19 protein-coding genes and 1 tRNA gene are annotated in these 18,107 nt (G+C 47.6%); 12 read left to right on the top strand and 8 right to left on the bottom strand.

All coding sequences use genetic code 11. The features are described from left to right. Positions 1 to 22: 22 nt before the first annotated feature. From ACO05Z_RS05110 to ACO05Z_RS05100, 3 genes are read right to left on the bottom strand one after another with little or no spacing between them, the layout of a single operon-like run. Positions 23 to 2,053 (bottom strand): ATP-binding protein, encoded by a 2,031-nt coding sequence (locus ACO05Z_RS05110; RefSeq protein ID WP_421901095.1) that lies wholly within the window; start codon positions 2,051 to 2,053, stop codon positions 23 to 25. Continuing rightward, positions 2,050 to 3,255 carry an ABC transporter substrate-binding protein gene (locus ACO05Z_RS05105; protein ID WP_421901094.1) on the bottom strand — a complete coding sequence of 402 codons (1,206 nt, stop codon included), beginning with the start codon at positions 3,253 to 3,255 and terminating at the stop codon, positions 2,050 to 2,052. The genes ACO05Z_RS05110 and ACO05Z_RS05105 overlap by 4 nt, the downstream gene beginning before the upstream one ends. Positions 3,256 to 3,258: 3 nt before the next feature. Further along, positions 3,259 to 4,326 carry a hypothetical protein gene (locus tag ACO05Z_RS05100; RefSeq protein WP_421901093.1) on the bottom strand — a complete coding sequence of 356 codons (1,068 nt, stop codon included), beginning with the start codon at positions 4,324 to 4,326 and terminating at the stop codon, positions 3,259 to 3,261. Between the two features lie 249 nt (positions 4,327 to 4,575). On the opposite strand from ACO05Z_RS05100, the gene ACO05Z_RS05095 reads away from it, so the two are divergent. The 5 genes from ACO05Z_RS05095 to ACO05Z_RS05075 all read left to right on the top strand — a co-directional run bounded on the left by ACO05Z_RS05095 (position 4,576) and on the right by ACO05Z_RS05075 (position 11,287). Continuing rightward, a complete protein-coding gene (locus ACO05Z_RS05095; RefSeq protein WP_421901092.1) occupies positions 4,576 to 4,962 on the top strand; it encodes a response regulator transcription factor in 387 nt (128 codons plus the stop codon). 10 nt (positions 4,963 to 4,972) lie between these two features. Then, complete coding sequence (locus tag ACO05Z_RS05090) at positions 4,973 to 6,739, top strand: HD domain-containing phosphohydrolase (RefSeq protein ID WP_421901091.1); 1,767 nt, start codon at positions 4,973 to 4,975, stop codon at positions 6,737 to 6,739. 63 nt (positions 6,740 to 6,802) lie between these two features. After that, positions 6,803 to 8,041 (top strand): ABC transporter substrate-binding protein, encoded by a 1,239-nt coding sequence (locus ACO05Z_RS05085; protein WP_421901090.1) that lies wholly within the window; start codon positions 6,803 to 6,805, stop codon positions 8,039 to 8,041. Continuing rightward, positions 8,038 to 10,536 carry an ATP-binding protein gene (locus ACO05Z_RS05080; RefSeq protein WP_421901089.1) on the top strand — a complete coding sequence of 833 codons (2,499 nt, stop codon included), beginning with the start codon at positions 8,038 to 8,040 and terminating at the stop codon, positions 10,534 to 10,536. Before ACO05Z_RS05085 ends, ACO05Z_RS05080 begins: the two co-directional genes overlap by 4 nt. Positions 10,537 to 10,549: 13 nt before the next feature. Further along, positions 10,550 to 11,287 (top strand): putative molybdenum carrier protein, encoded by a 738-nt coding sequence (locus tag ACO05Z_RS05075; RefSeq protein WP_421901088.1) that lies wholly within the window; start codon positions 10,550 to 10,552, stop codon positions 11,285 to 11,287. On the opposite strand, the gene ACO05Z_RS05070 is transcribed toward ACO05Z_RS05075, so the two are convergent. Beyond that, on the bottom strand, positions 11,187 to 11,498 hold the full coding sequence (locus tag ACO05Z_RS05070) for an Hpt domain-containing protein (RefSeq protein WP_421901087.1): 312 nt from the start codon (positions 11,496 to 11,498) through the stop codon (positions 11,187 to 11,189). The genes ACO05Z_RS05075 and ACO05Z_RS05070 overlap by 101 nt on opposite strands. Before the next feature lie 222 nt (positions 11,499 to 11,720). On the opposite strand from ACO05Z_RS05070, the gene ACO05Z_RS05065 reads away from it, so the two are divergent. From ACO05Z_RS05065 to ACO05Z_RS05045, 5 genes are read left to right on the top strand one after another with little or no spacing between them, the layout of a single operon-like run. Then, positions 11,721 to 12,107, top strand: a complete 387-nt coding sequence (locus tag ACO05Z_RS05065) for an ArsR/SmtB family transcription factor (RefSeq protein WP_421901086.1) — start codon at positions 11,721 to 11,723, stop codon at positions 12,105 to 12,107. Beyond that, on the top strand, positions 12,108 to 13,334 hold the full coding sequence (locus tag ACO05Z_RS05060) for an SO_0444 family Cu/Zn efflux transporter (RefSeq protein WP_421901085.1): 1,227 nt from the start codon (positions 12,108 to 12,110) through the stop codon (positions 13,332 to 13,334). Positions 13,335 to 13,363: 29 nt separating this feature from the next. Further along, positions 13,364 to 13,513 carry a hypothetical protein gene (locus ACO05Z_RS05055; protein ID WP_421901084.1) on the top strand — a complete coding sequence of 50 codons (150 nt, stop codon included), beginning with the start codon at positions 13,364 to 13,366 and terminating at the stop codon, positions 13,511 to 13,513. Then, positions 13,506 to 14,042: a hypothetical protein gene (locus ACO05Z_RS05050; protein WP_421901083.1), complete on the top strand. Its 537-nt coding sequence runs from the start codon at positions 13,506 to 13,508 to the stop codon at positions 14,040 to 14,042. The genes ACO05Z_RS05055 and ACO05Z_RS05050 overlap by 8 nt, the downstream gene beginning before the upstream one ends. 13 nt (positions 14,043 to 14,055) lie before the next feature. Further along, positions 14,056 to 14,211: a hypothetical protein gene (locus tag ACO05Z_RS05045; RefSeq protein ID WP_421901082.1), complete on the top strand. Its 156-nt coding sequence runs from the start codon at positions 14,056 to 14,058 to the stop codon at positions 14,209 to 14,211. A gap of 147 nt (positions 14,212 to 14,358) precedes the next feature. Here ACO05Z_RS05045 and trpS read toward each other — a convergent pair whose 3' ends face one another. From trpS to ACO05Z_RS05025, 4 genes are all read right to left on the bottom strand, one after another. Beyond that, complete coding sequence (trpS, locus tag ACO05Z_RS05040; RefSeq protein ID WP_421901081.1) at positions 14,359 to 15,354, bottom strand: tryptophan--tRNA ligase; 996 nt, start codon at positions 15,352 to 15,354, stop codon at positions 14,359 to 14,361. Positions 15,355 to 15,380: 26 nt separating this feature from the next. Further along, on the bottom strand, positions 15,381 to 16,019 hold the full coding sequence (locus ACO05Z_RS05035; protein WP_421901080.1) for a site-2 protease family protein: 639 nt from the start codon (positions 16,017 to 16,019) through the stop codon (positions 15,381 to 15,383). Between the two features lie 35 nt (positions 16,020 to 16,054). After that, positions 16,055 to 16,131 (bottom strand) — tRNA-Trp (locus ACO05Z_RS05030). Between the two features lie 160 nt (positions 16,132 to 16,291). Beyond that, the gene (locus ACO05Z_RS05025; RefSeq protein WP_421901079.1) at positions 16,292 to 16,651 is read right to left on the bottom strand and encodes a response regulator; all 360 of its coding nucleotides are present in this window, start codon (positions 16,649 to 16,651) and stop codon (positions 16,292 to 16,294) included. 318 nt (positions 16,652 to 16,969) lie between these two features. Here ACO05Z_RS05025 and ACO05Z_RS05020 point away from each other — a divergent pair, with 318 nt between their 5' ends. Next, positions 16,970 to 17,167 carry a MoaD/ThiS family protein gene (locus ACO05Z_RS05020; RefSeq protein WP_421901078.1) on the top strand — a complete coding sequence of 66 codons (198 nt, stop codon included), beginning with the start codon at positions 16,970 to 16,972 and terminating at the stop codon, positions 17,165 to 17,167. Between the two features lie 4 nt (positions 17,168 to 17,171). Continuing rightward, positions 17,172 to 18,107, top strand: a complete 936-nt coding sequence (locus ACO05Z_RS05015) for an ATP-binding protein (protein ID WP_421901077.1) — start codon at positions 17,172 to 17,174, stop codon at positions 18,105 to 18,107.

The raw sequence follows: 18,107 nt of genomic DNA, 5'->3' as shown, positions 1-18,107 counted from the left end.
ACTTTATATTAAACTTAAAAACCTAATTTTCATCCCGGGCAGCTGGAAAACTGATTATAAAAGAAGTTCCGTTACCGGGCTCACTTACAATATCAATGCTGCCTTTATAGTCTCTGACTATGCCATAGGTGATGGCAAGGCCCAAGCCCATGCCATATCCTACCTCTTTGGTACTGAAAAACGGCTCAAAAATCTTGTTACGCACTTCCTCGGTAATACCTGCCCCGGTATCTGAAACACGCACATAAACCAGCTCTCCGCCTTCATAAGTATCTATATTAATGTAATCTTCGCTGTCCAGTCCAAGGTTTTCCCGTTTCTCGGCAATGGCGTCACGGGCATTGTTCACCAAGTTGAACAGCACCTGCTGCAAACGGTTATCCTCAGCGACAACCTTGGTTAATCCGTCCGTAAGATTCAGGCGGATAAAGATGTTCTGCAATTCAAACTGCTTGGTAACAAGGGCGAGAACACTGCGGATAGGGGCATTGATGTCCACTTTATCGGTCTTGAAACCGGACTTACGCCCAAAAGCACGCAAGGCACTGATGATCTCCGCAGCACGGTCCACCTGATTGCTGACCTCCTTGGCCACTTCCTGCAACTGGCTGGCTGGAACGTCCCGCCCCTGTTCAGCCATAAGAGCAAGATACTCACTACCCATCTTAATGGCGTTAAGGGGCTGGTTGACTTCATGAGCCACACCGGCAGACATCTCACCGAGAGATTTCATTTTCGCTGCCTGCACCAGCTGGGCATCCTTCTCGATAATCTCAGTAATATCGTTGACCGCCACGATAATGGACGGCTGGCTCTTATAGGTGATGGGACAGGCATGCATATTCACATAAACCGGACTTCCACCTTTGCGGTAGTGGATGATCTTCGGAAAATAAATGCAACCGGAAGGCCCTCCGTATTCTTCAAAAGCCTTTATACATTCCTCATTTGATTCCGGTCCCAGCCTTAAAAACTGCTCTCCGATAAGTTCGTTGCGTGAATAACCGTAAAGCTCGGTAACACGCGGGTTGGCATCAATAATGGTGAAGTCAGCGCAGGAGACGACCAGAACCGGGTCAGGGCCGCTGTCGAACAAAGATTTGTATTTTTCCTCTGATTCACGCAGCTTGCGTCGATAAAGCTTGATGGACCAAACCATATTGCGGAAACTATCCCCAAGCTGAACCACCTCATCCCCGTCACGCTTGTAATAGAAATGGCAGTCGCGGCATTGCTGGCGGTTCGCCCGACCGCCCGCTTCGCGGTTATCATCGTTAGTGGACAAGTCAAAATGCCAGCAGGGAAAATCCGTATTGTAATAGGCCGGACATGCTGACGGATTCCAATCTGACCCTCCGGCCAGCAGATCCAGACTGATGTCAAAATTACCTTTGGAAAGCTCATCTGAAACCCGGGTCAGGGTACTCACCGGCTGGGTGATATACTTTGCCAACCTGTGACTGATCACAAAGATGATTATGACTACGAATGAAATAAATCCCAGAAAGGTAAAGCGCAGAGTGGAGACAAGCTGATCAATATGAATCTTATTCAATCCCACATGCACTGTCCCGATGCGGTACAAACCTTCCTTGATGGGTACGGCAATGTCGTAAGCGGAAGTTTTCCCCAGATCAATAAGCCGTAAAGATTTATCCTCTCCTTCCGGGATAGGATTCGCTTGGGCCAGTTTTCCGGGAAAAGGCTTGGTAAAGGTGTGGCAAAGCACCTTACCGTCTTTATCCAATATATATATGTAGGTGATCAAATGCTGTCGTTCGCGAAGCTTGGCCTCCTCAAAAGCGAGACTGAGCAACTGGGGATAATCTTTATCCAGAATGTACCCGGCCCCACGCTCGGCAATAGAATAAGCAATTGCTACACCGCGCAGTTCAAGTTCCTTAGTAAGCGATGAAACAAGAATCCAGCGGGCCAGCAAAGCGATGATAGCGCTGATGATCAGAATAACCCCGAGGGTGGAAATAAAAATCTTATTCTTGAGGGTAAGCCCTGAAAAACGCTCAACAAGTTCCGGCATTGAAATCATTCTCATTTCAATGCCCCCTGTTTCAATTCGGCCCAATCCCGTATCAACTCAAACCTTCCGCTTTTAAAACGGGTAAAATAAACCTTATCCATGCCCTGGTGATCATGTTCTCCGTATGAAACAGTAATCCCGGGAGCGATTTCATATTTATCCATGGACTCAATGGCCTTGATGAAAACTTCACGATTCAAATCCCGCCCGCTGCGCCGCAACCCCTCCACAAGGATACGGGCATTGAAAAATCCTTCCAGCCCCACAAGATTTGGTGTGTCCTCGGGATAATATTGCTTAAGTAGTGCGATGTAACTGGCCGCCTCGGAACTGGAGAGGTCCCGGTCATCAGCAAAAGGCGGTACCACCTGTGACATAATCACAAGTTCCTTATCCGACTTAAGGTGCCGGGCAAATTCACGCGCCCCCATGAATGACACCGTGTAATATACCGGAGAGATTCCTTCCTTCTGCAAATTATCCATAAATTTGATGCATGGTCCGCTGGTTCCGATCATGAACACAGCCTGCGCTCCGGAATCCTTAATACGTTCAACCCCCTCGCTGACATCAAGTGACCCGCGGGTGTATGACCCTCTCGCCACCGGCTCAAGGCCAAAATCCTTCAAGGCCAGCTCAGTCCCGGTAAGACCGTCAAATCCAAAGGCATCATATTGATAAAAGACTGCTATTCTGGTGATTCCAAGGTCCTCGACCATATGGCGTACGGCTTCACGGGTTTCTTGGTAATACGAAGGTCGGATGTTGATCACATAGCGGTTGAAAGGCTTACGCAGGGCGTCCGCTCCGGTAAACATTCCCAGTAACGGAATGCGGGCATCCTCCACCAAAGGCAAGACCTCCACCGTGGTGGGAGTTCCCACATAACAGAACAAGGCAAAAATCTTATCTTCAATGAGCAGCTTCTGAGTGTTGATCAAGCACTTGGGGGGATCATAGGAATCATCGTAGGCAATAACTTCAATTTCCCGTCCATGAATTCCGCCCTGCTCGTTGACATGCTTCAGATAAGCAAGAGCACCATGGATAGTCTGGGTTCCCAAATAACTGGCATGCCCTTCAAGAGCTAATGATGCGCCAAGGACAACCTTTTCGGGATAAATTCCAGAGAGCTCACTTTCTTCAACTTCTATCGAAACAGAACGTTCACAGGCAACAAGGACCAAAAACAGAACCAGAAGCAATATTTTTTTCATAAACTAACTATCTCTTTCAGGGTGGGCCAGACTCATAGCCATAACCGCTTGTCCTTTAAACAAGGTGCTGCGCTTGCGGGGAGGAATTTGCAAACTGCGCAGAAACTGAAAACTAAGCCGGGTCATTCCCCGGCCCATAGAACGGGCCGCCCGGGCTTCCGCATATATTAAATGGGGCTGAAAGGTCTTGCGCGCCGGCTGATAAATCAGCATGCACAAAAGGACCTTGTCATTGCGCGAAATAACATTTCCGTCTTCCCTGAAGGTGGCGGTCAAGGCTATACCGCCCTTCGAAATATCCAGAACCTGCGCAACAGACGGATTGGGAGTCTGAAATTTACGGTTATCGATGAGAACATCCGGCTCAATATTATCTAGAATAAAATCTACGTCATAATCTTCGGCTTCAAGGCGCCAGATTTTAATCTTAATATAGCGCTGGTCTGCAACCTTACGTCGTGCAAAGACCCTGCGTTTGATAAAGCCAAAGGAGGAGCGACGAGTTATAACCATGCCCTTGTTGTCGGATTTGCTTTTAACAAGCCCGACAAAAGCATTTACCTTTTTCTTATCCCGCATCATTTCGGGAAAAATGCATTTGACCTGAGCACCGGGAGCAAGAAGCTCATCGCTGACCAAATCCTTAAAAGTAACAACCACATCAAGACTTTCCACTCCGGCAGCATTAACAATTGCAGCCAGAGAACGTTGACCGGAACGTTCTACAAGAACATCTACCTGCATCCGGCTCATGACCAGCTTATTGAGAACATCCTGATCACTTGAGACCTTCCAAGGACCACCATTACGGCTTGCATTTCCATTTGCCCCTCTGCTCCGACCCTCTGTATCTTCTCCTCCGCCCTGAATTTCCAAAGGAGTTTTTTTCAATAAATCTAAAATAAACTTTTTAGCACCGTATTTCTTAAGCCAATAACCGATCAAAAGCAGCAAAAGACCTGCGCCAAGAAACATAAAAAAAATCTTTACCGGCCCAGGCATGGGCGGCAAACCGTGGAACGTATCCTGAATCGTTCCCAGAAATCTTGAATCAACTTTGGACTGAATCATACAACTAATTCTGTTACAGATATAAATTAATGCAGCCCCCAAAAAGGAACTGGCAAACACATTTTAGAATAGATTATTTCCGCCAGAAGGTCACCACTGCATCAAGTGAGTATTTCCCTACTTTTTCCTACATTATACACTACATTAGCAATAAACAAATTAATTTTTATTTTCCTGAACCTAACCCTTGCCGACATTGAATACAATATGTAAATATGGTCACAATTTGGCAACAAAGAGGGAGGACTCATGGCCGGAAAGATTCTAGTTGTGGACGACGAAGTCCACATCAGGATGCTTCTTGAACAGACATTGGAAGAACTGGAAGACGACTATGGGGTCGAACTGCTTACTGCAGAAAACGGAGAAGAGGGACTGGACTGTATCCGTGAAGAACGCCCGGAACTGGTTTTTCTGGATATTATGATGCCGTACATGAACGGCTACGAAGTATGTCAGGCCGTGCGTGAAGATTCGGAACTTTCTGCCGTTAAAATCATCCTGCTTACAGCCAAAGGCCAGGAGGCGGACCGCAAACACGGGCTTGAACTTGGTGCGGAACGTTATATGACCAAGCCTTTTGACCCGGACGAAATTTTAGAGGTAGCGAAATCCATCCTTAACATAGAGGACTGATTGCAAAACCATGAATGCAGGACTGAACCCGGAAATCCGGTTAAAAAAGATCATCAAGCCCAAAAAGCTGAAATCGTTCTTGCAAAAGGCGCTTCCGCTTCTTCCCGAGGGTTCGGTTCTTTGCGTTTATATTGACGGAATTCCCATTTTCTGTGCCGAGCCTGTCCGTCATTCTTTTGAAGAAACAATTCTGAGTCCGGTCAAAAACCCTGCCGGAGACAACCTCTGTCTCGGAGCATTCATCCAAAACCGCGAAAATCTTTCCGAACCGGAACTGCAGCACATCAATTCGGTTCTGGAATTCACTTCCTTTTCCATTGCGAATTACATCGAATCCGAAACCGCAAGAAGGTTGATCGGAGAGGAAACACTTTCCAAATACAGGGAACTGGCCCTGCTGCACCGTTCAATTGTAGAATTGAATAATTCCCTGCGCTTGAAGGATGTAATCACCGCCCTGACCAACGAATGCAAGACATCTGCCCTGCCAGCTGAGATGGGCGCGGTATATCTGCCCGAAGAAGAAGGTTTCACCATTTTTGACAGCTTCGGAAATTTCTCAGTGGAGGAATCCCAAAAGCTTGTTGAATGCTCATTGTTCAAAGACATCATTTCCAGCCTGCGCGGCGAGATCATCAACGATGTCAGTAAGGACAAACGTTGCCGGGGAAAACTCTCTCCCAATATCCGCTCCATGTTGATTATGCCCATCCCCTCTCCTAATGTTTGTGAAGGGGTACTGGTACTGACCTCATGCGCACCGAACGCATTCAATGCCGCCCATCTGAAACATGTGGGAACCCTTTCCTCTGTGGCTGGAATTTCCATCAGTAACGCCTACAATTTTGAATCCATCCGAGTACTGATGGATGCCCTGCTAAAAGCACTGGCCGAAGCAATCGACGCACGGGACCCCTTCACAGCAGGTCACTCCGAACGTGTAGCCCATCTGGCGGTTTCATTTGCCAGACAGATCTCGCAGGACAAAGCAAGATTTGCTCACATCAATTTTTCCGATGAACACCTCAGGGAAATTTTCTACTCCGGCATCCTTCATGATATCGGCAAAATCGGTATCAAAGAAGAAGTGCTGACCAAGAAAACCCGTCTGCCGAAATCCATGGTGGATGTAATCGGCATGCGCTTGAAGCTCTTTGGAATTCATCACATGCATGAATGGGAAACTGACTATAAACGGATCAAACAGATCAACAAGTCCTTAAGCCCTGCTCAGGAAGACCTTGATTTTGTAGACAGCATCAGCACAGTAAAATTCAAGGTTAACGGCTCTACCATTCACATGCTCCAGCCTGATGAACGGAAATGCTTAACTGTTCGCCGTGGCAACCTGACAGCAGAAGAGCGTATGGAAATTGAACGTCACCCGGCTGAAAGTAAACGCATCCTTGAACACATCCCCTTTCAGGATGACCTTTCACAACTACTGACCATTATCGGCCAGCACCATGAAAGGCTGGACGGTTCCGGGTATCCGGAAGGCCTTCTCGCTGATGACATTCTGATCCAGAGTAGAATCCTTGCCATTGTGGACATTTATGATGCCATTACTCAGGAACGGCATTACAAACCTGCGACCCCCAAAGAAAGAGCCTTGAAAATTGTTTCTCTTGAAGCTGCAGAAGGAAAATTGGATCAGGATCTGGTAGACCTGTTCATCACTAAAATTTCTGACATTGAAACCGGAGCGGAATCAATTGACCTTGACCGTCCGGTATCAACGAGGTTTTGCAAAATCCCTCGTAGCAACATGAACTAAGGCCGGACCTCCAAGCAGATTTTTCAAAGAGGGTACGGCTGTAAAACCCCCGGGGTTTCCGGTATGTACAAAGCCTTATCCACGCTAGTATTACTCCTGCTGACTTCCCTGCTGCTCTGCCCCTCAGCTGCCGCAAAAAAACAAAAAACATTCCTGCTTGGAATGTCTGCAGCCTTCACTGGTCCCAGTAAAGGCTTGGGAATCGAGCTCTACCGGGGTTCAACTGCTTACTTCAATCATATCAATTCTCAAGGCGGAATAGATGGGCGTAAGGTTGTCATCAAATTCATGGATGACGGCTATAACCCCGAACCTGCCATCCGTAACACCATCAAGCTGGTAGAAAAAGATGAGGTTGACTGTCTTTTCGATTACGTGGGCACCCCGACAGTCACCCGCGTACTTCCAGTCGTCAAACATTTCAACTCCCATGAACCGGAATACCTCTTCTTCCCCTTTACCGGAGCCCAGCCGCAAAGAGAATTTCCTTACGATGAATATGTTTTTAACCTGCGTGCTTCCTACCGACAGGAGACTTGGGGGTTGGTCCACAACCTTTATATGATCGGACGCCACCGGGTGGCTGTATTCTATCAGGCTGACGCTTACGGCAGAAGCGGATGGGACGGAATCAGGAAGGCACTGAAAGAAAAAGACTTGGGTATAGTTGCCGAAACCACATACAGACGCGGCGCATCTTTCAACGAATCCATGCATGAGCAGGTGGAAATAATCAAAAAAGGCAAGCCTGATGCGATAATTTCTGTGGGAGCTTATGAAGCTTGTGCAGCATTTGTTCGTGATGCAAGGGATGCCGGGATAAACGTTCCCATCTGCAATCTTTCTTTTGTGGGCAGTGAAAACATGCTGGAACTTCTGGATGGGCTGAACCGCGAAACAGGCAAGGATTACACCAGCAACCTGATCAATTCCCAGACAGTTCCAAGCTACGAAGACACAAGCCTTCCGGCTGTCCGCGAATATCGCGAGGCCATGGCTAAAAATCCACCGCCGCCGGAAGGATTCGCCAAGGGCTATACTCCCCTGCAATACAGCTTCATCAGCTTTGAAGGATTTCTGAACGCCAAGGTAATGTCCAAAATTCTGGAAAGAGTTTCCATGCCCCAATATGAAGGCAATATATATGCTGCCACCCTGTCCATCCGTAATCTGGACATAGGAATAGGTACAGATGTTAATTTCGGACGCGGTAAGCACCAGGGACTTGATGAAGTATACTACACAACCGTTTCAGACGGGAAATTCGTACCCCTTAAAGATTGGATGAGGTGGAGCAAATGAAAATGAGAATGTCTAAAATATTCCAGAAAACTCTGCTCCTGAACTTCATCCTTTTCGGGGTAATCTCCACTTCCATGTCACTTGTGTCTGCCCTGACCCTGCACAACCACATGGTCGATGAATATGTCAGCAAGGGCAAAGCCATTGCCAGCAGCATAGCCAGTTCCAGTGTGGAAATCCTGCTCAACAGGGATGCCTCCACCATTCAATCCATGATCGACCAATTCAAGGACAGTGACGGGGCCGCATATGTTTACGTACAGGATTCAAACGGAGATATAGTATCGCATACCTTTGTGCCTGAAGTCCCGGAAATTCTCAGTGGAACCAGCATCCATCCCAGCTCAATATCCATCCGCGAAATGGAAGTTCCCGGTATGGGTGATGTGATAGATATAACCAAACCCATCCTTGCCGGAATGGCCGGATATGTTCATGTGGGTATGGATAAGGGGATTATCAACAAATATGTCTGGGCGGCCATTGCCAAGCTGCAGGTAGTTATGTTTTTCATCTTCTGGGGAAGTGTTTTCATCCTTTATATGATGGTCAAACGCATCTCAGAACCGCTCAACCAGCTAACAGAATACGCAAAAAAACTTTCTGACCACGATTTCACTGCAGAGATTGAAATTACTTCCAAAGATGAAATCGGGCTGCTTGCCGGTACCATGAAAAACATGGCTGAAGAGCTGACCACCCTTATTTCAGGACTCGAACGGGCTGTAGGTAACGCCACCAGCGAGTTGCAGGACACCCTGACTTATATGGAAGTCATTATGGACAACCTTGCAGACGGCCTGCTGGTTGTTGATATTAACGGTAAAATCTCAGTGACCAACCCGGCTCTGGGAGACCTTTTCGGAGTAACTGAGAACGAACTGCGGGGCAAAGACATCAAAACTTTTTTCCCCGAAGAAATGACTGCGCTTTTCGAGCTGGTAAAAGGCTGTGAACACGAAGTCTATTCCTCGGAAATTGAACTCTCTGGACGAAGGACCGGTAAAGCTGTGGCAACACCGATCCATAAAATGGATGAAGGAGAAAACCCCAATGTCTGCCTTGGTGCTGTCATACTTGTCCGTGACATCACTTATGAAAAAGAAGTCGACAACCTGAAGACCGACTTCATCTCCACAGTATCCCATGAACTGCGCACCCCCATGACTTCCATTCTGGGATTTGCCAAAATCATTAAGAAAAAACTGGAAAAATCAGTCTTCCCGGTCTGTGAAGCCCCGGACAAAAAGACCGAACGAGCCATCAATCAGGTACAGGATAATATCGGGATCATTGTTTCAGAAGGCCAGCGGCTCACCGAACTGATCAACGATGTTCTGGATATCGCCAAAATGGAATCCGGAAAAATCGACTGGAAAAAAGTTCCTATTGAAATCGCTGAAGTTATCGAAACATCGGTACAAACCACCACACCTCTTTGGAAACCGCAGGATCTGGAAATGGTCGTGGATGTGGATGAGAACATCCCCACCATGTATGGAGACCGCGACCGTGTCATGCAGGTGCTGGTCAACCTCATATCAAATGCCGTAAAATTCACTGATTCCGGCTCCATCACCTGTACCGCAAGGGCCCATGAGGATGAAATCATGGTCAGCGTCAGCGATACGGGAAGCGGGATTTCACCTGAAGACCAGAAAAAAATATTTGAGCGATTCAAACAGGCAGGGGACACCTTGACCGGTAAACCCAAAGGGACTGGACTGGGCTTGCCCATCTGCAAGCAGATTGTTGATCACCACAAAGGTCGTATCTGGGTGGATAGTAAACTCGGAGAAGGAAGCTCTTTCCACTTTACTCTGGCCATTGGTGCGCCGGAAGAAGACAGCCAGATTCCGGCCCACATCACCAAAACAGCTCTCAGGGAAGGCCACCTCGGAAGCGTGGACAGTCCATTGATCATGGTTGCAGATGATGATCCGGCACTGAACGAATTCCTCTCACAGGTACTTGAGGAAGAAGGCTACCGCATCATAACGGTCACCAACGGACAGGAAGCGGTGGAAACAGCAAAAAAACGCATGCCACAATTAATAACCATGGACCTTAAGATGCCGGTCATGGATGGCGCACAGGCAATCACTGTCCTGCGTCAGGACCCATCAACAAGGCATATTCCGGTAATCGTCATCAGTGCACTGGCCGAAGGTCAACAGGCTGGAGGGGATGCGGCACTTATCAAACCCATTGATGAGAAAAGACTGGTAGAAACCATTCACGGTTTGCTGCAAGAAGACCTGATAATGTCCGACCCCTGTATGGTTCTGGGCAAAGAGGACGAACCGCCAACGGAAAACCTGCTGGTAATCTGCCCGGGCAAAATCAATTACTGCCCACCTGCAGACCTGTGGAACCGGGTCTCATCAGGGTTCAAGGGGACCATCTTCATCACTGCGGAACTGAGTACCAGCCTTGATTTAGACCGCCTCTCCCAAACACCAGACGTACAGATTGTTATTTTACCTGAAAACTGATATTTTCTCTTCTATGGAAGTACCAACTGAATACGGAATAAAGAAATACGCCACTTGCCAAAAATGCTCTTACACAGGTCCGCTTGCCACATTCAATAGGCAGGCGGGCCTATATCCTGCCTATAGAAAACTATTCTGTCCCAAATGCGGTGCTACATCCGATGCCGCAAGCTGTTCATTTTATAAAGGACCAGACAGTTTACCCCAAGAACTGACCATTATTTCCGGCGGACAAACCGGGGTGGACCGGGGTGCCTTGGATGCTGCTATTGAACTGGGAATTCCCCACAAGGGCTGGTGCCCTAAGGGACGTAAAGCTGAAGACGGTCCCATTCCCACCCGATACAACATGCAGGAAACCGCTGGCTGGCAATACTGGATAAGAACCGAGAAGAACGTGCTTGATTCAGACGGCACCCTAGTTATTCTCGGTGAAAACGAATCCAAAGGAACTGCGCTGACAATCAGGCTGGCCCGCAAGCACGGCAGACCCGTAGCCGCAATATGTCTGGATTGCCCTGATGCAGTTGAGACTGTGCGCGCATGGATAGCAGCAAATAAGATAATAAGAATGAATGTAGCCGGACCGCGGGAAAGCGGTGCTCCGGGGATTGCCCGGAAAACGCGGAAATTACTTAGCGAAGTGCTGACTAACCGGCAGGAGAAAATACAGCTCTTTCAAGAAGCGCCTTCAATTTATCTATACTCTGCCGTATGCGGGCATCGTCCTGATCAAGTACGGCTTGCCTGAGATTTTCCAGTTCCTCCGCATAAACTCCAAAACCGAATGTCAGAGCTGCGCCTTTTGAGGAATGGACCTTCTCACGCATAAAAGAATAATCGCCATCATCAAAACCACTGACAATCTCAACAAGTTCGGATGAAAGCGATTCTATGAGCACGGATACCAGATCAAATAGATCAGAGTCTACGTAAACAATATTGCGGGATGAATCTTCCAAACCGTGCTCCTTGCAAAAATTTACCCTTAGAATCACACATATGAAGGCTTATTCCAATCCATTTAAATTAATCCATCAGCCCGCAAAATTAAATTATATATTTTAGTAGCTGCACCAATTTACCCCCATAGCTTGTAAATAGAAACGATTTTTACTTGACTTTCCACAGCTGACTCTTAATGTATGAACAGTTGTTCATATAAACACATATAGGAAAGAACCATGAAAAATAATTCTGACTGCTGCACCTCCCACAACCCGACCCCGGGTGCTGTGGAACTTGTTAATAGTCGAAGCTGTCCAAGTGAAACCTTGAATGATTTGGCTGCTACTTTCAAAATTCTGGGTGAACCGGTCAGGATAAAAATCCTGCACGCCCTTTCCATAAGCAACCTCTGCGTCTGCGATCTCTCAGAACTTTTGAGCATGACTCATTCCGCTGTTTCACATCAGCTACGAATTCTGAGAACGGCGCGTATGGTCCGCTTTGAGAAGCATGGTCGCAGGGCGATTTACAGCCTTAACGATAAACATGTGGAAATCATCATGCAGACCGCCCTGGCACACATGCAGGGAGATGGCTGCGGTATTCCGCTGGGAGATAAATAAATGATAGACATACTATTTTCCATTGCACATGAGTCATGGGAAGTGCTGCTGGAGTCCGCACCTTTCATGCTCTTGGGATTCTTTATTGCCGGACTGCTCAAAGCCTTTGTCGGGCCAGAATTCATTTCCAAAAACCTTGGTTCCGGCAAGACTTCCGACATATTTAAGGCCTCTATTCTCGGAGTACCTATCCCGTTATGCAGCTGCGGCGTCATACCTGCCGCTGCCCAGCTCCGCCAGCAAGGAGCCAGCAAAGGGGCTACTACCTCATTCCTGATCTCTACTCCTGAAACCGGGGTTGATTCCATCGCCGTGACCTACGCCCTGCTTGATCCGGTAATGGCTGTTTTCAGACCCTTTGCAGCCTTTTTTACTGCTGTGGTGGCAGGCATCATGGTAGATAGGAACGAAAAGAAAAGTGACAGTATTACCGAGGAAGCCCCCCAACTTATCCCTGATGCTGTGCTATTGCCCAAAATGGATGACGCAAAAAAGATATCCGGTTGCGGGTGCGGGTCTCATTCAGAGCCTTTGCAGACTGAATCCAGTTGCTCAGACTCTGAATGCGGATGCAACTCTCATAGCGAAGAGCTTTCAAGCTGTTCAGATTCAGGTTGCGGCTGCGGCCACTCACATGATGAGCGCCCAGACACCTTCAGCGGCAAACTCTCATACGGAATGCAATACTCCTTCGGCAACCTGCTGCAGGACATCGGACTCTGGTTCCTCGGTGGAGTACTCTTAGCCGGAATATTCGGCGCACTCATTCCTGACGGTTTCATTGAACGCAACCTGGGTGACGGCTTCTTCCCCTTACTCATAATGCTTGCTGCCGCTGTCCCACTCTATGTCTGCGCCACTGCATCAACCCCAATTGCCGCTGCTTTAGCACTGAAAGGACTTTCTCCCGGCGCAGCCTTGGTTTTCCTGCTGGCCGGCCCGGCAACTAATGCAGCTTCTTTCACAGTGGTAGCAAAGCTTCTGGGCAAGCGCTCCGCTTTCATCTATCTTGGTTCCATCATCGTTTGTTCGCTGGCGCTGGGTATGTTCGCCAACTGGCTCTATTATTCACTGGGCCTCAGCATTACCGACTGGGTACAATCCGGTGAAGAACACACGCATGGTTTTCTTTACATCCTTTCTGCACTCATTCTACTTGCCTTAATCGCTATTCCCAAGGTAACAGCTTTATTTAAAGGTGAATCATTGCAGGGATGTTCACATTAATTTAGCAAGGCAGCAGCGGAGGTTGTAAAATGACGGGAGAAGGCGTCGAGGCAATAATTGTCATGCTGGTCATTGTCCTTGCCATCTTTAAGATGGTCAAAAGGACCGGTAACGGACTGGGCTCATTTGGCCGTAAAGATTCCGAAACGGAAAAAGGCAGGCTGAAGGACAATGAATAAGAGCACAGCCGGAATTGAAGCACAATTGGAAGAACTTCGTGGAGCTGAAAACTTTATCGGCTTTTGCGCCTTCGACCTTTTCCTTGAGGATGACGAGTCCAAACGCAAGGACGGTGTGCTCAAAATATCACGCCACAACCTGACCCCGGAAACCGGATTCCTTAAGTTCACTTTCATAGTTGATGTTTACGGCGATAAACTGATCCGCAAGCAGGTTCTCGAACTGTTCGCCCGTTTTCATGACACCGAACTTAAATCCGAAACCGATCCTGATTTCATGTACATCAAGCCCCCGGAACCGGCTTCACAGAAAGACCGGGCATGGTTCATAGGCGAAGTTTTTTTCCACTTTGATTCCGTAAAAGGATCATCCAAGGAAAATGTAGTTCGTTTTTTCCTGCCTTTTCTCACATTGCGGCTGCCGCTCGAATTCAGCGACCTGCAATGGTGGGAAACTGAAGAAGAAGTAACTGAACACAAAAAGTCAGCCATTCAAGCAATAACGGATTTCATAAAAGGAAAATTTTAGACGGTATAAATTAATGTCAGGACTTATTTGCCACTGCTTTGGTTACACCTCTGATGACATCCAAAAGGATGTTATAGAAAATGGGAAATCAACCATTTTTGAACGCATCATGGCTGAAAAGAAAAACGGAGCATGCCACTGCGCAGAGACAAACCCCAAGGTCCGTTGATGCCTCCCGGAAGTCCGCCAGGTGGTGGACAGAGTATCCGGGGATTCAACCCCGCCTCCCTTAACAATATGATTCTAATCCTGCATACAAAAAATCCCCTGCAGCATCTGCAACAGGGGACTTTTTAATGTCTTTGTAAAAAAACTCTTAGTACTTGAAGCCGATAAGCTCACGGATTTCGTCCATGTTCTCTTTTGCCTTGGCCTGAGCTCTGGCAGTTCCCTCGTGTAGGATATCCCAGACAAGCTGCGGATTTTCATCCAGATGGCGGCGGCGTTCCTGCATGGGTTCAAGGAACTTGGCCATGTTCTCGGCCAGCAGCTTTTTACATTCAACGCAACCACGGCTTGCGTTGCGACAGCCTTCCTCGATCTCAGCACAGGTTTCTGCGTCGGTGAGCAGCTTGTGGTAGGGATAGAGGTTACAGACTTCAGGATCGCCCGGATCGGACTTACGGAGTCTGTTTTTGTCGGTCAACATGGACATAACCTTGGGCTTAACTTCATCCATGGGCTCGCCAAGAAAAATGCCGTTATTGTAGCTCTTGGACATCTTACGTCCATCCAGACCGGGAAGCTTAGCATCTTCGGTGAGCAGGGCATTGGGTTCAGGGAAATATTCGCCGTTCAGATGGTTGAAGCGGCGCGCAATCTCACGAGCAAGCTCAAGGTGAGGAAGCTGGTCCTGTCCCACAGGAACATGTGAAGGCTTATACATAAGAATATCAGAAGCCATCAGCACAGGATAACCGAGGAAACCGTAAGTTCCCAATTCCTTCTGAGCGAGTTCATTCTTGATTTCTTTGTAAGTGGGGTTCCTTTCCAACCACCCCAGCGGGGTAAGCATGGACAGAATCAAGTGCAGCTCAATGTGCTCCTTGACCTGAGACTGGTGGAAAATCACACATTTTTCAGGATCAAGACCTGCTGCAATCCAGTCTTTGACCAGTTCAGGTACAAAGCCCTGAATCTTGCGGGGATCGGAATATTCACTGGTCATTGCGTGCCAGTCGGCAACAAAGAAATAACATTCGTGGTCTTCCTGAATCTTGACCCAGTTGACCAGAACACCAAAGTAATGTCCTAGGTGCAACCGTCCGGTGGGCCTCATGCCTGAAACTATGCGATTGTTTGTCTTACTCATTATAAAATCTTGTATGCTTGGCGGTCCTAATGAACCAGAAAATTATAGAAAAAACCCATGGCCGGACTGATGATTTTACCAAGCAGTCCGAGCATTGCCAGCACGATTACGATAACGAATCCGTACCGGAACGACATAAACTTGAATGCGGCCTCACGGGGCATGAATCCAGCGATAATCTTACTCCCGTCCAACGGAGGGATAGGCAGAAGATTGAAAAAACACAAGGCCAGATTGATTATGACACCCGCATTGGCAATCATCACCGTAGGCTCAAGCACCTTGAGCATCAGCGGGGACATACCGTTCACATCAAGTGAAAGAATCACCTTTACGACAATTGAGAACATTACCGCAAGTGCCATGTTTGCCGCCGGACCAGCCAGTGCGACAATCATCATATCCCGCTGCGGATTTTTGAAATACATTGGGTTGACCGGAACAGGTTTAGCCCAGCCGATCATGCGGGTCAGCACAAGGGCAAGGGTTCCCATCGGATCAAGATGTTTTACGGGATTCAAAGTAAGGCGACCGGCCTGTTTAGCCGTAGGGTCACCGAGAAGATAAGCTGCAAAGCCATGAGAGGCTTCGTGGCAGGTAATTGCCAGAAGAAAAGGTAAAGCAAGGATGCTTATTTCTTTGATTGTATTGGCGATGTCGAACATGAATTGTAGCTTGTTCGCTTTTTTGAAGTGATAAATGGCAGGCCAGGAGGGATTCGAACCCCCAGCATTCGGTTTTGGAGACCGACGTTCTAGCCGTTGGAACTACTGGCCTGCATTTATTTTGGTTGCCTTGAGACATCTCTGCCGTCAAAGACAAGCGGGTTCTAGCACCGTCATTTTGGTTTGGCAAGTAAAAAAGGAACCTATTTTCATAGATTCCTAAAATAAGTTTAATTATTTTACCACTCAGCCTCTATTAGCTGAGGTAAAAATCAACTTAAAGCAAGCTCGACTTTCTCCTTCAGCTCACTCAAATCAACGGATTTCACCACATAATGATCAGCCGCAATGGACTTCATATCATGTTTGAAGCTGTCATAGGCTGTGCTGAGAATAACTGGAAGATTTTGATCCTCCTGTCTTATCTCCTGCAACAGGTCCAGTCCGGACCTATTAATACCCAACTTGATATCCAGAACAACAAGATCCGGCTTTTCACGTCCGATGACCACAAGAATATCTTCGGTCCCATCAGAAGTAGAAACTTTATAGCCTCCGGCCTCAAGCTCCTCCCTGTAGAGCATCCGTATATGCTTTTCGTCGTCAACGACTAAAATTGTCTTCTGAGCCATATGCAACTCCTTGAAAGTCGTTTTTCATTATTGCCAGTTTAGTTCAATATTCAAGTTCGGGTCAACATTAATAGGCTTTTTTTTAATTCCATGCCCCGAATGGATTGCACACTTCCTATTCATGCCTTAATCCTAACATAGAATAACAATGTTTTCCCGTTCTGGCTGCTATTTTTTCCATTTTTCCTTGATTGTAACCTGTGGCAAAGGTTCTCCCTCACTCCAGTAGGAAAAGCTTGCTGAAAACGCACTTAAACGCTACACCCCTAGGCCTCGGACATCATCTTATCATATAATAAAGAAAAAAGGAGTCTGACCATGGTCACTGTTAAAATCGAACCCGAAGGCCAGACAGTAGAATACACTAAATTAAACACCGTCCTGCAACTGCTTAACAAGCAGGGACTGCACCACACAGACACTCTGGTCATCCGTAACGGGGAACTGATTACTCAGGATGAGCAGATCAGGCAGGGTGATGAAATTGAACTCAGAAAAGTAATTTCCGTAGGATAAAGATATGAAATGCAAGGTATGTAAAGCAAAAGCAGTAGTTTCCCTGCCCAGCCATAATGCCGCGTTCTGCAAGGACCATTTTAATAATTTTTTCATGAAACAGGTTGCGCAGGGCATCAAAAACCGTAAGCTTCTCGAACGTGACGACAAGGTACTGGTCGCCCTTTCCGGGGGTAAGGATTCCCTTGGACTCATGTATGCGCTGGCCGAACTGGGCTACGATGTAACAGGACTGCACATTGATCTGGGCATTTTTGAATCATCCATCAAAGCACGTACCGTGGTCGAAGATTTCTGCAAGGACAAAGGCTATCCGCTGCGGGTGGTAGAGCTGGAAAAAGAAGGCGTGCCCATGCCGCTGATCAAAAAGCATATCCGCCGCCCCATCTGCGCCATCTGCGGTAAATTCAAACGCCACTATTTTAACAAAGTAGCTATTGAAGAAGGATACACCGCTCTCGCTACCGGACATAACCTTGATGACGAAGTGGCCCGTCTCTTCGCCAATACCCTGCGCTGGGATCAGGGCTACCTTTCCGATCAGGGTCCGGTACTGCCTGCTGAAAACGGTTTTGCCAAGAAGGTCAAGCCCCTTTTCAGAGTTACTGAATACGAAAGTGCTGTATTCTCTTTTCTTGCCGACATTCCCTATCACCACCTGCCCTGCCCCTATAGTTCCGGAGCCAGCTTCACCGGACATAAGAAGCTCTGGCGAGATATGGAACTGCGCAGTCCCGGCACCAAACGCGCTTTCTACAAAGGATTCCTTGACCGTGGACAGCCCGCTTTCTCTGCCCTTGAGAAAGAAGAGAAAGATTACGAAATCAATCCCTGCACTGAATGCGGCTACCCCACTTCTGCCGGAGTATGCAGCATTTGCCGGCTTAAACGCCAGATGCAGGAATCCATAGCACAGGAAGAAGCCAAGGGAGCAGAATAA

It is taken from the genome of Maridesulfovibrio sp. (assembly GCF_965230075.1).
In the GTDB taxonomy this organism is placed as follows: Bacteria; Desulfobacterota; Desulfovibrionia; order Desulfovibrionales; family Desulfovibrionaceae; genus Maridesulfovibrio.
Note: the sequence above shows the minus strand (reverse complement) of the source record. Positions and strands in the feature narration are given on the sequence as shown.

What these genes read in the sequence shown, in the direction of transcription:
- ACO05Z_RS05110 (WP_421901095.1), bottom strand. Translation starts at nt 2,053, where the DNA reads ATGAGAATGATTTCAATGCCGGAACTTGTTGAGCGTTTTTCAGGGCTT.
- ACO05Z_RS05105 (WP_421901094.1), bottom strand. Translation starts at nt 3,255, where the DNA reads ATGAAAAAAATATTGCTTCTGGTTCTGTTTTTGGTCCTTGTTGCCTGT.
- ACO05Z_RS05100 (WP_421901093.1), bottom strand. Translation starts at nt 4,326, where the DNA reads ATGATTCAGTCCAAAGTTGATTCAAGATTTCTGGGAACGATTCAGGAT.
- ACO05Z_RS05095 (WP_421901092.1), top strand. Translation starts at nt 4,576, where the DNA reads ATGGCCGGAAAGATTCTAGTTGTGGACGACGAAGTCCACATCAGGATG.
- ACO05Z_RS05090 (WP_421901091.1), top strand. Translation starts at nt 4,973, where the DNA reads ATGAATGCAGGACTGAACCCGGAAATCCGGTTAAAAAAGATCATCAAG.
- ACO05Z_RS05085 (WP_421901090.1), top strand. Translation starts at nt 6,803, where the DNA reads ATGTACAAAGCCTTATCCACGCTAGTATTACTCCTGCTGACTTCCCTG.
- ACO05Z_RS05080 (WP_421901089.1), top strand. Translation starts at nt 8,038, where the DNA reads ATGAAAATGAGAATGTCTAAAATATTCCAGAAAACTCTGCTCCTGAAC.
- ACO05Z_RS05075 (WP_421901088.1), top strand. Translation starts at nt 10,550, where the DNA reads ATGGAAGTACCAACTGAATACGGAATAAAGAAATACGCCACTTGCCAA.
- ACO05Z_RS05065 (WP_421901086.1), top strand. Translation starts at nt 11,721, where the DNA reads ATGAAAAATAATTCTGACTGCTGCACCTCCCACAACCCGACCCCGGGT.
- ACO05Z_RS05060 (WP_421901085.1), top strand. Translation starts at nt 12,108, where the DNA reads ATGATAGACATACTATTTTCCATTGCACATGAGTCATGGGAAGTGCTG.
- ACO05Z_RS05055 (WP_421901084.1), top strand. Translation starts at nt 13,364, where the DNA reads ATGACGGGAGAAGGCGTCGAGGCAATAATTGTCATGCTGGTCATTGTC.
- ACO05Z_RS05050 (WP_421901083.1), top strand. Translation starts at nt 13,506, where the DNA reads ATGAATAAGAGCACAGCCGGAATTGAAGCACAATTGGAAGAACTTCGT.
- ACO05Z_RS05045 (WP_421901082.1), top strand. Translation starts at nt 14,056, where the DNA reads ATGTCAGGACTTATTTGCCACTGCTTTGGTTACACCTCTGATGACATC.
- trpS (WP_421901081.1), bottom strand. Translation starts at nt 15,354, where the DNA reads ATGAGTAAGACAAACAATCGCATAGTTTCAGGCATGAGGCCCACCGGA.
- ACO05Z_RS05035 (WP_421901080.1), bottom strand. Translation starts at nt 16,019, where the DNA reads ATGTTCGACATCGCCAATACAATCAAAGAAATAAGCATCCTTGCTTTA.
- ACO05Z_RS05025 (WP_421901079.1), bottom strand. Translation starts at nt 16,651, where the DNA reads ATGGCTCAGAAGACAATTTTAGTCGTTGACGACGAAAAGCATATACGG.
- ACO05Z_RS05020 (WP_421901078.1), top strand. Translation starts at nt 16,970, where the DNA reads ATGGTCACTGTTAAAATCGAACCCGAAGGCCAGACAGTAGAATACACT.
- ACO05Z_RS05015 (WP_421901077.1), top strand. Translation starts at nt 17,172, where the DNA reads ATGAAATGCAAGGTATGTAAAGCAAAAGCAGTAGTTTCCCTGCCCAGC.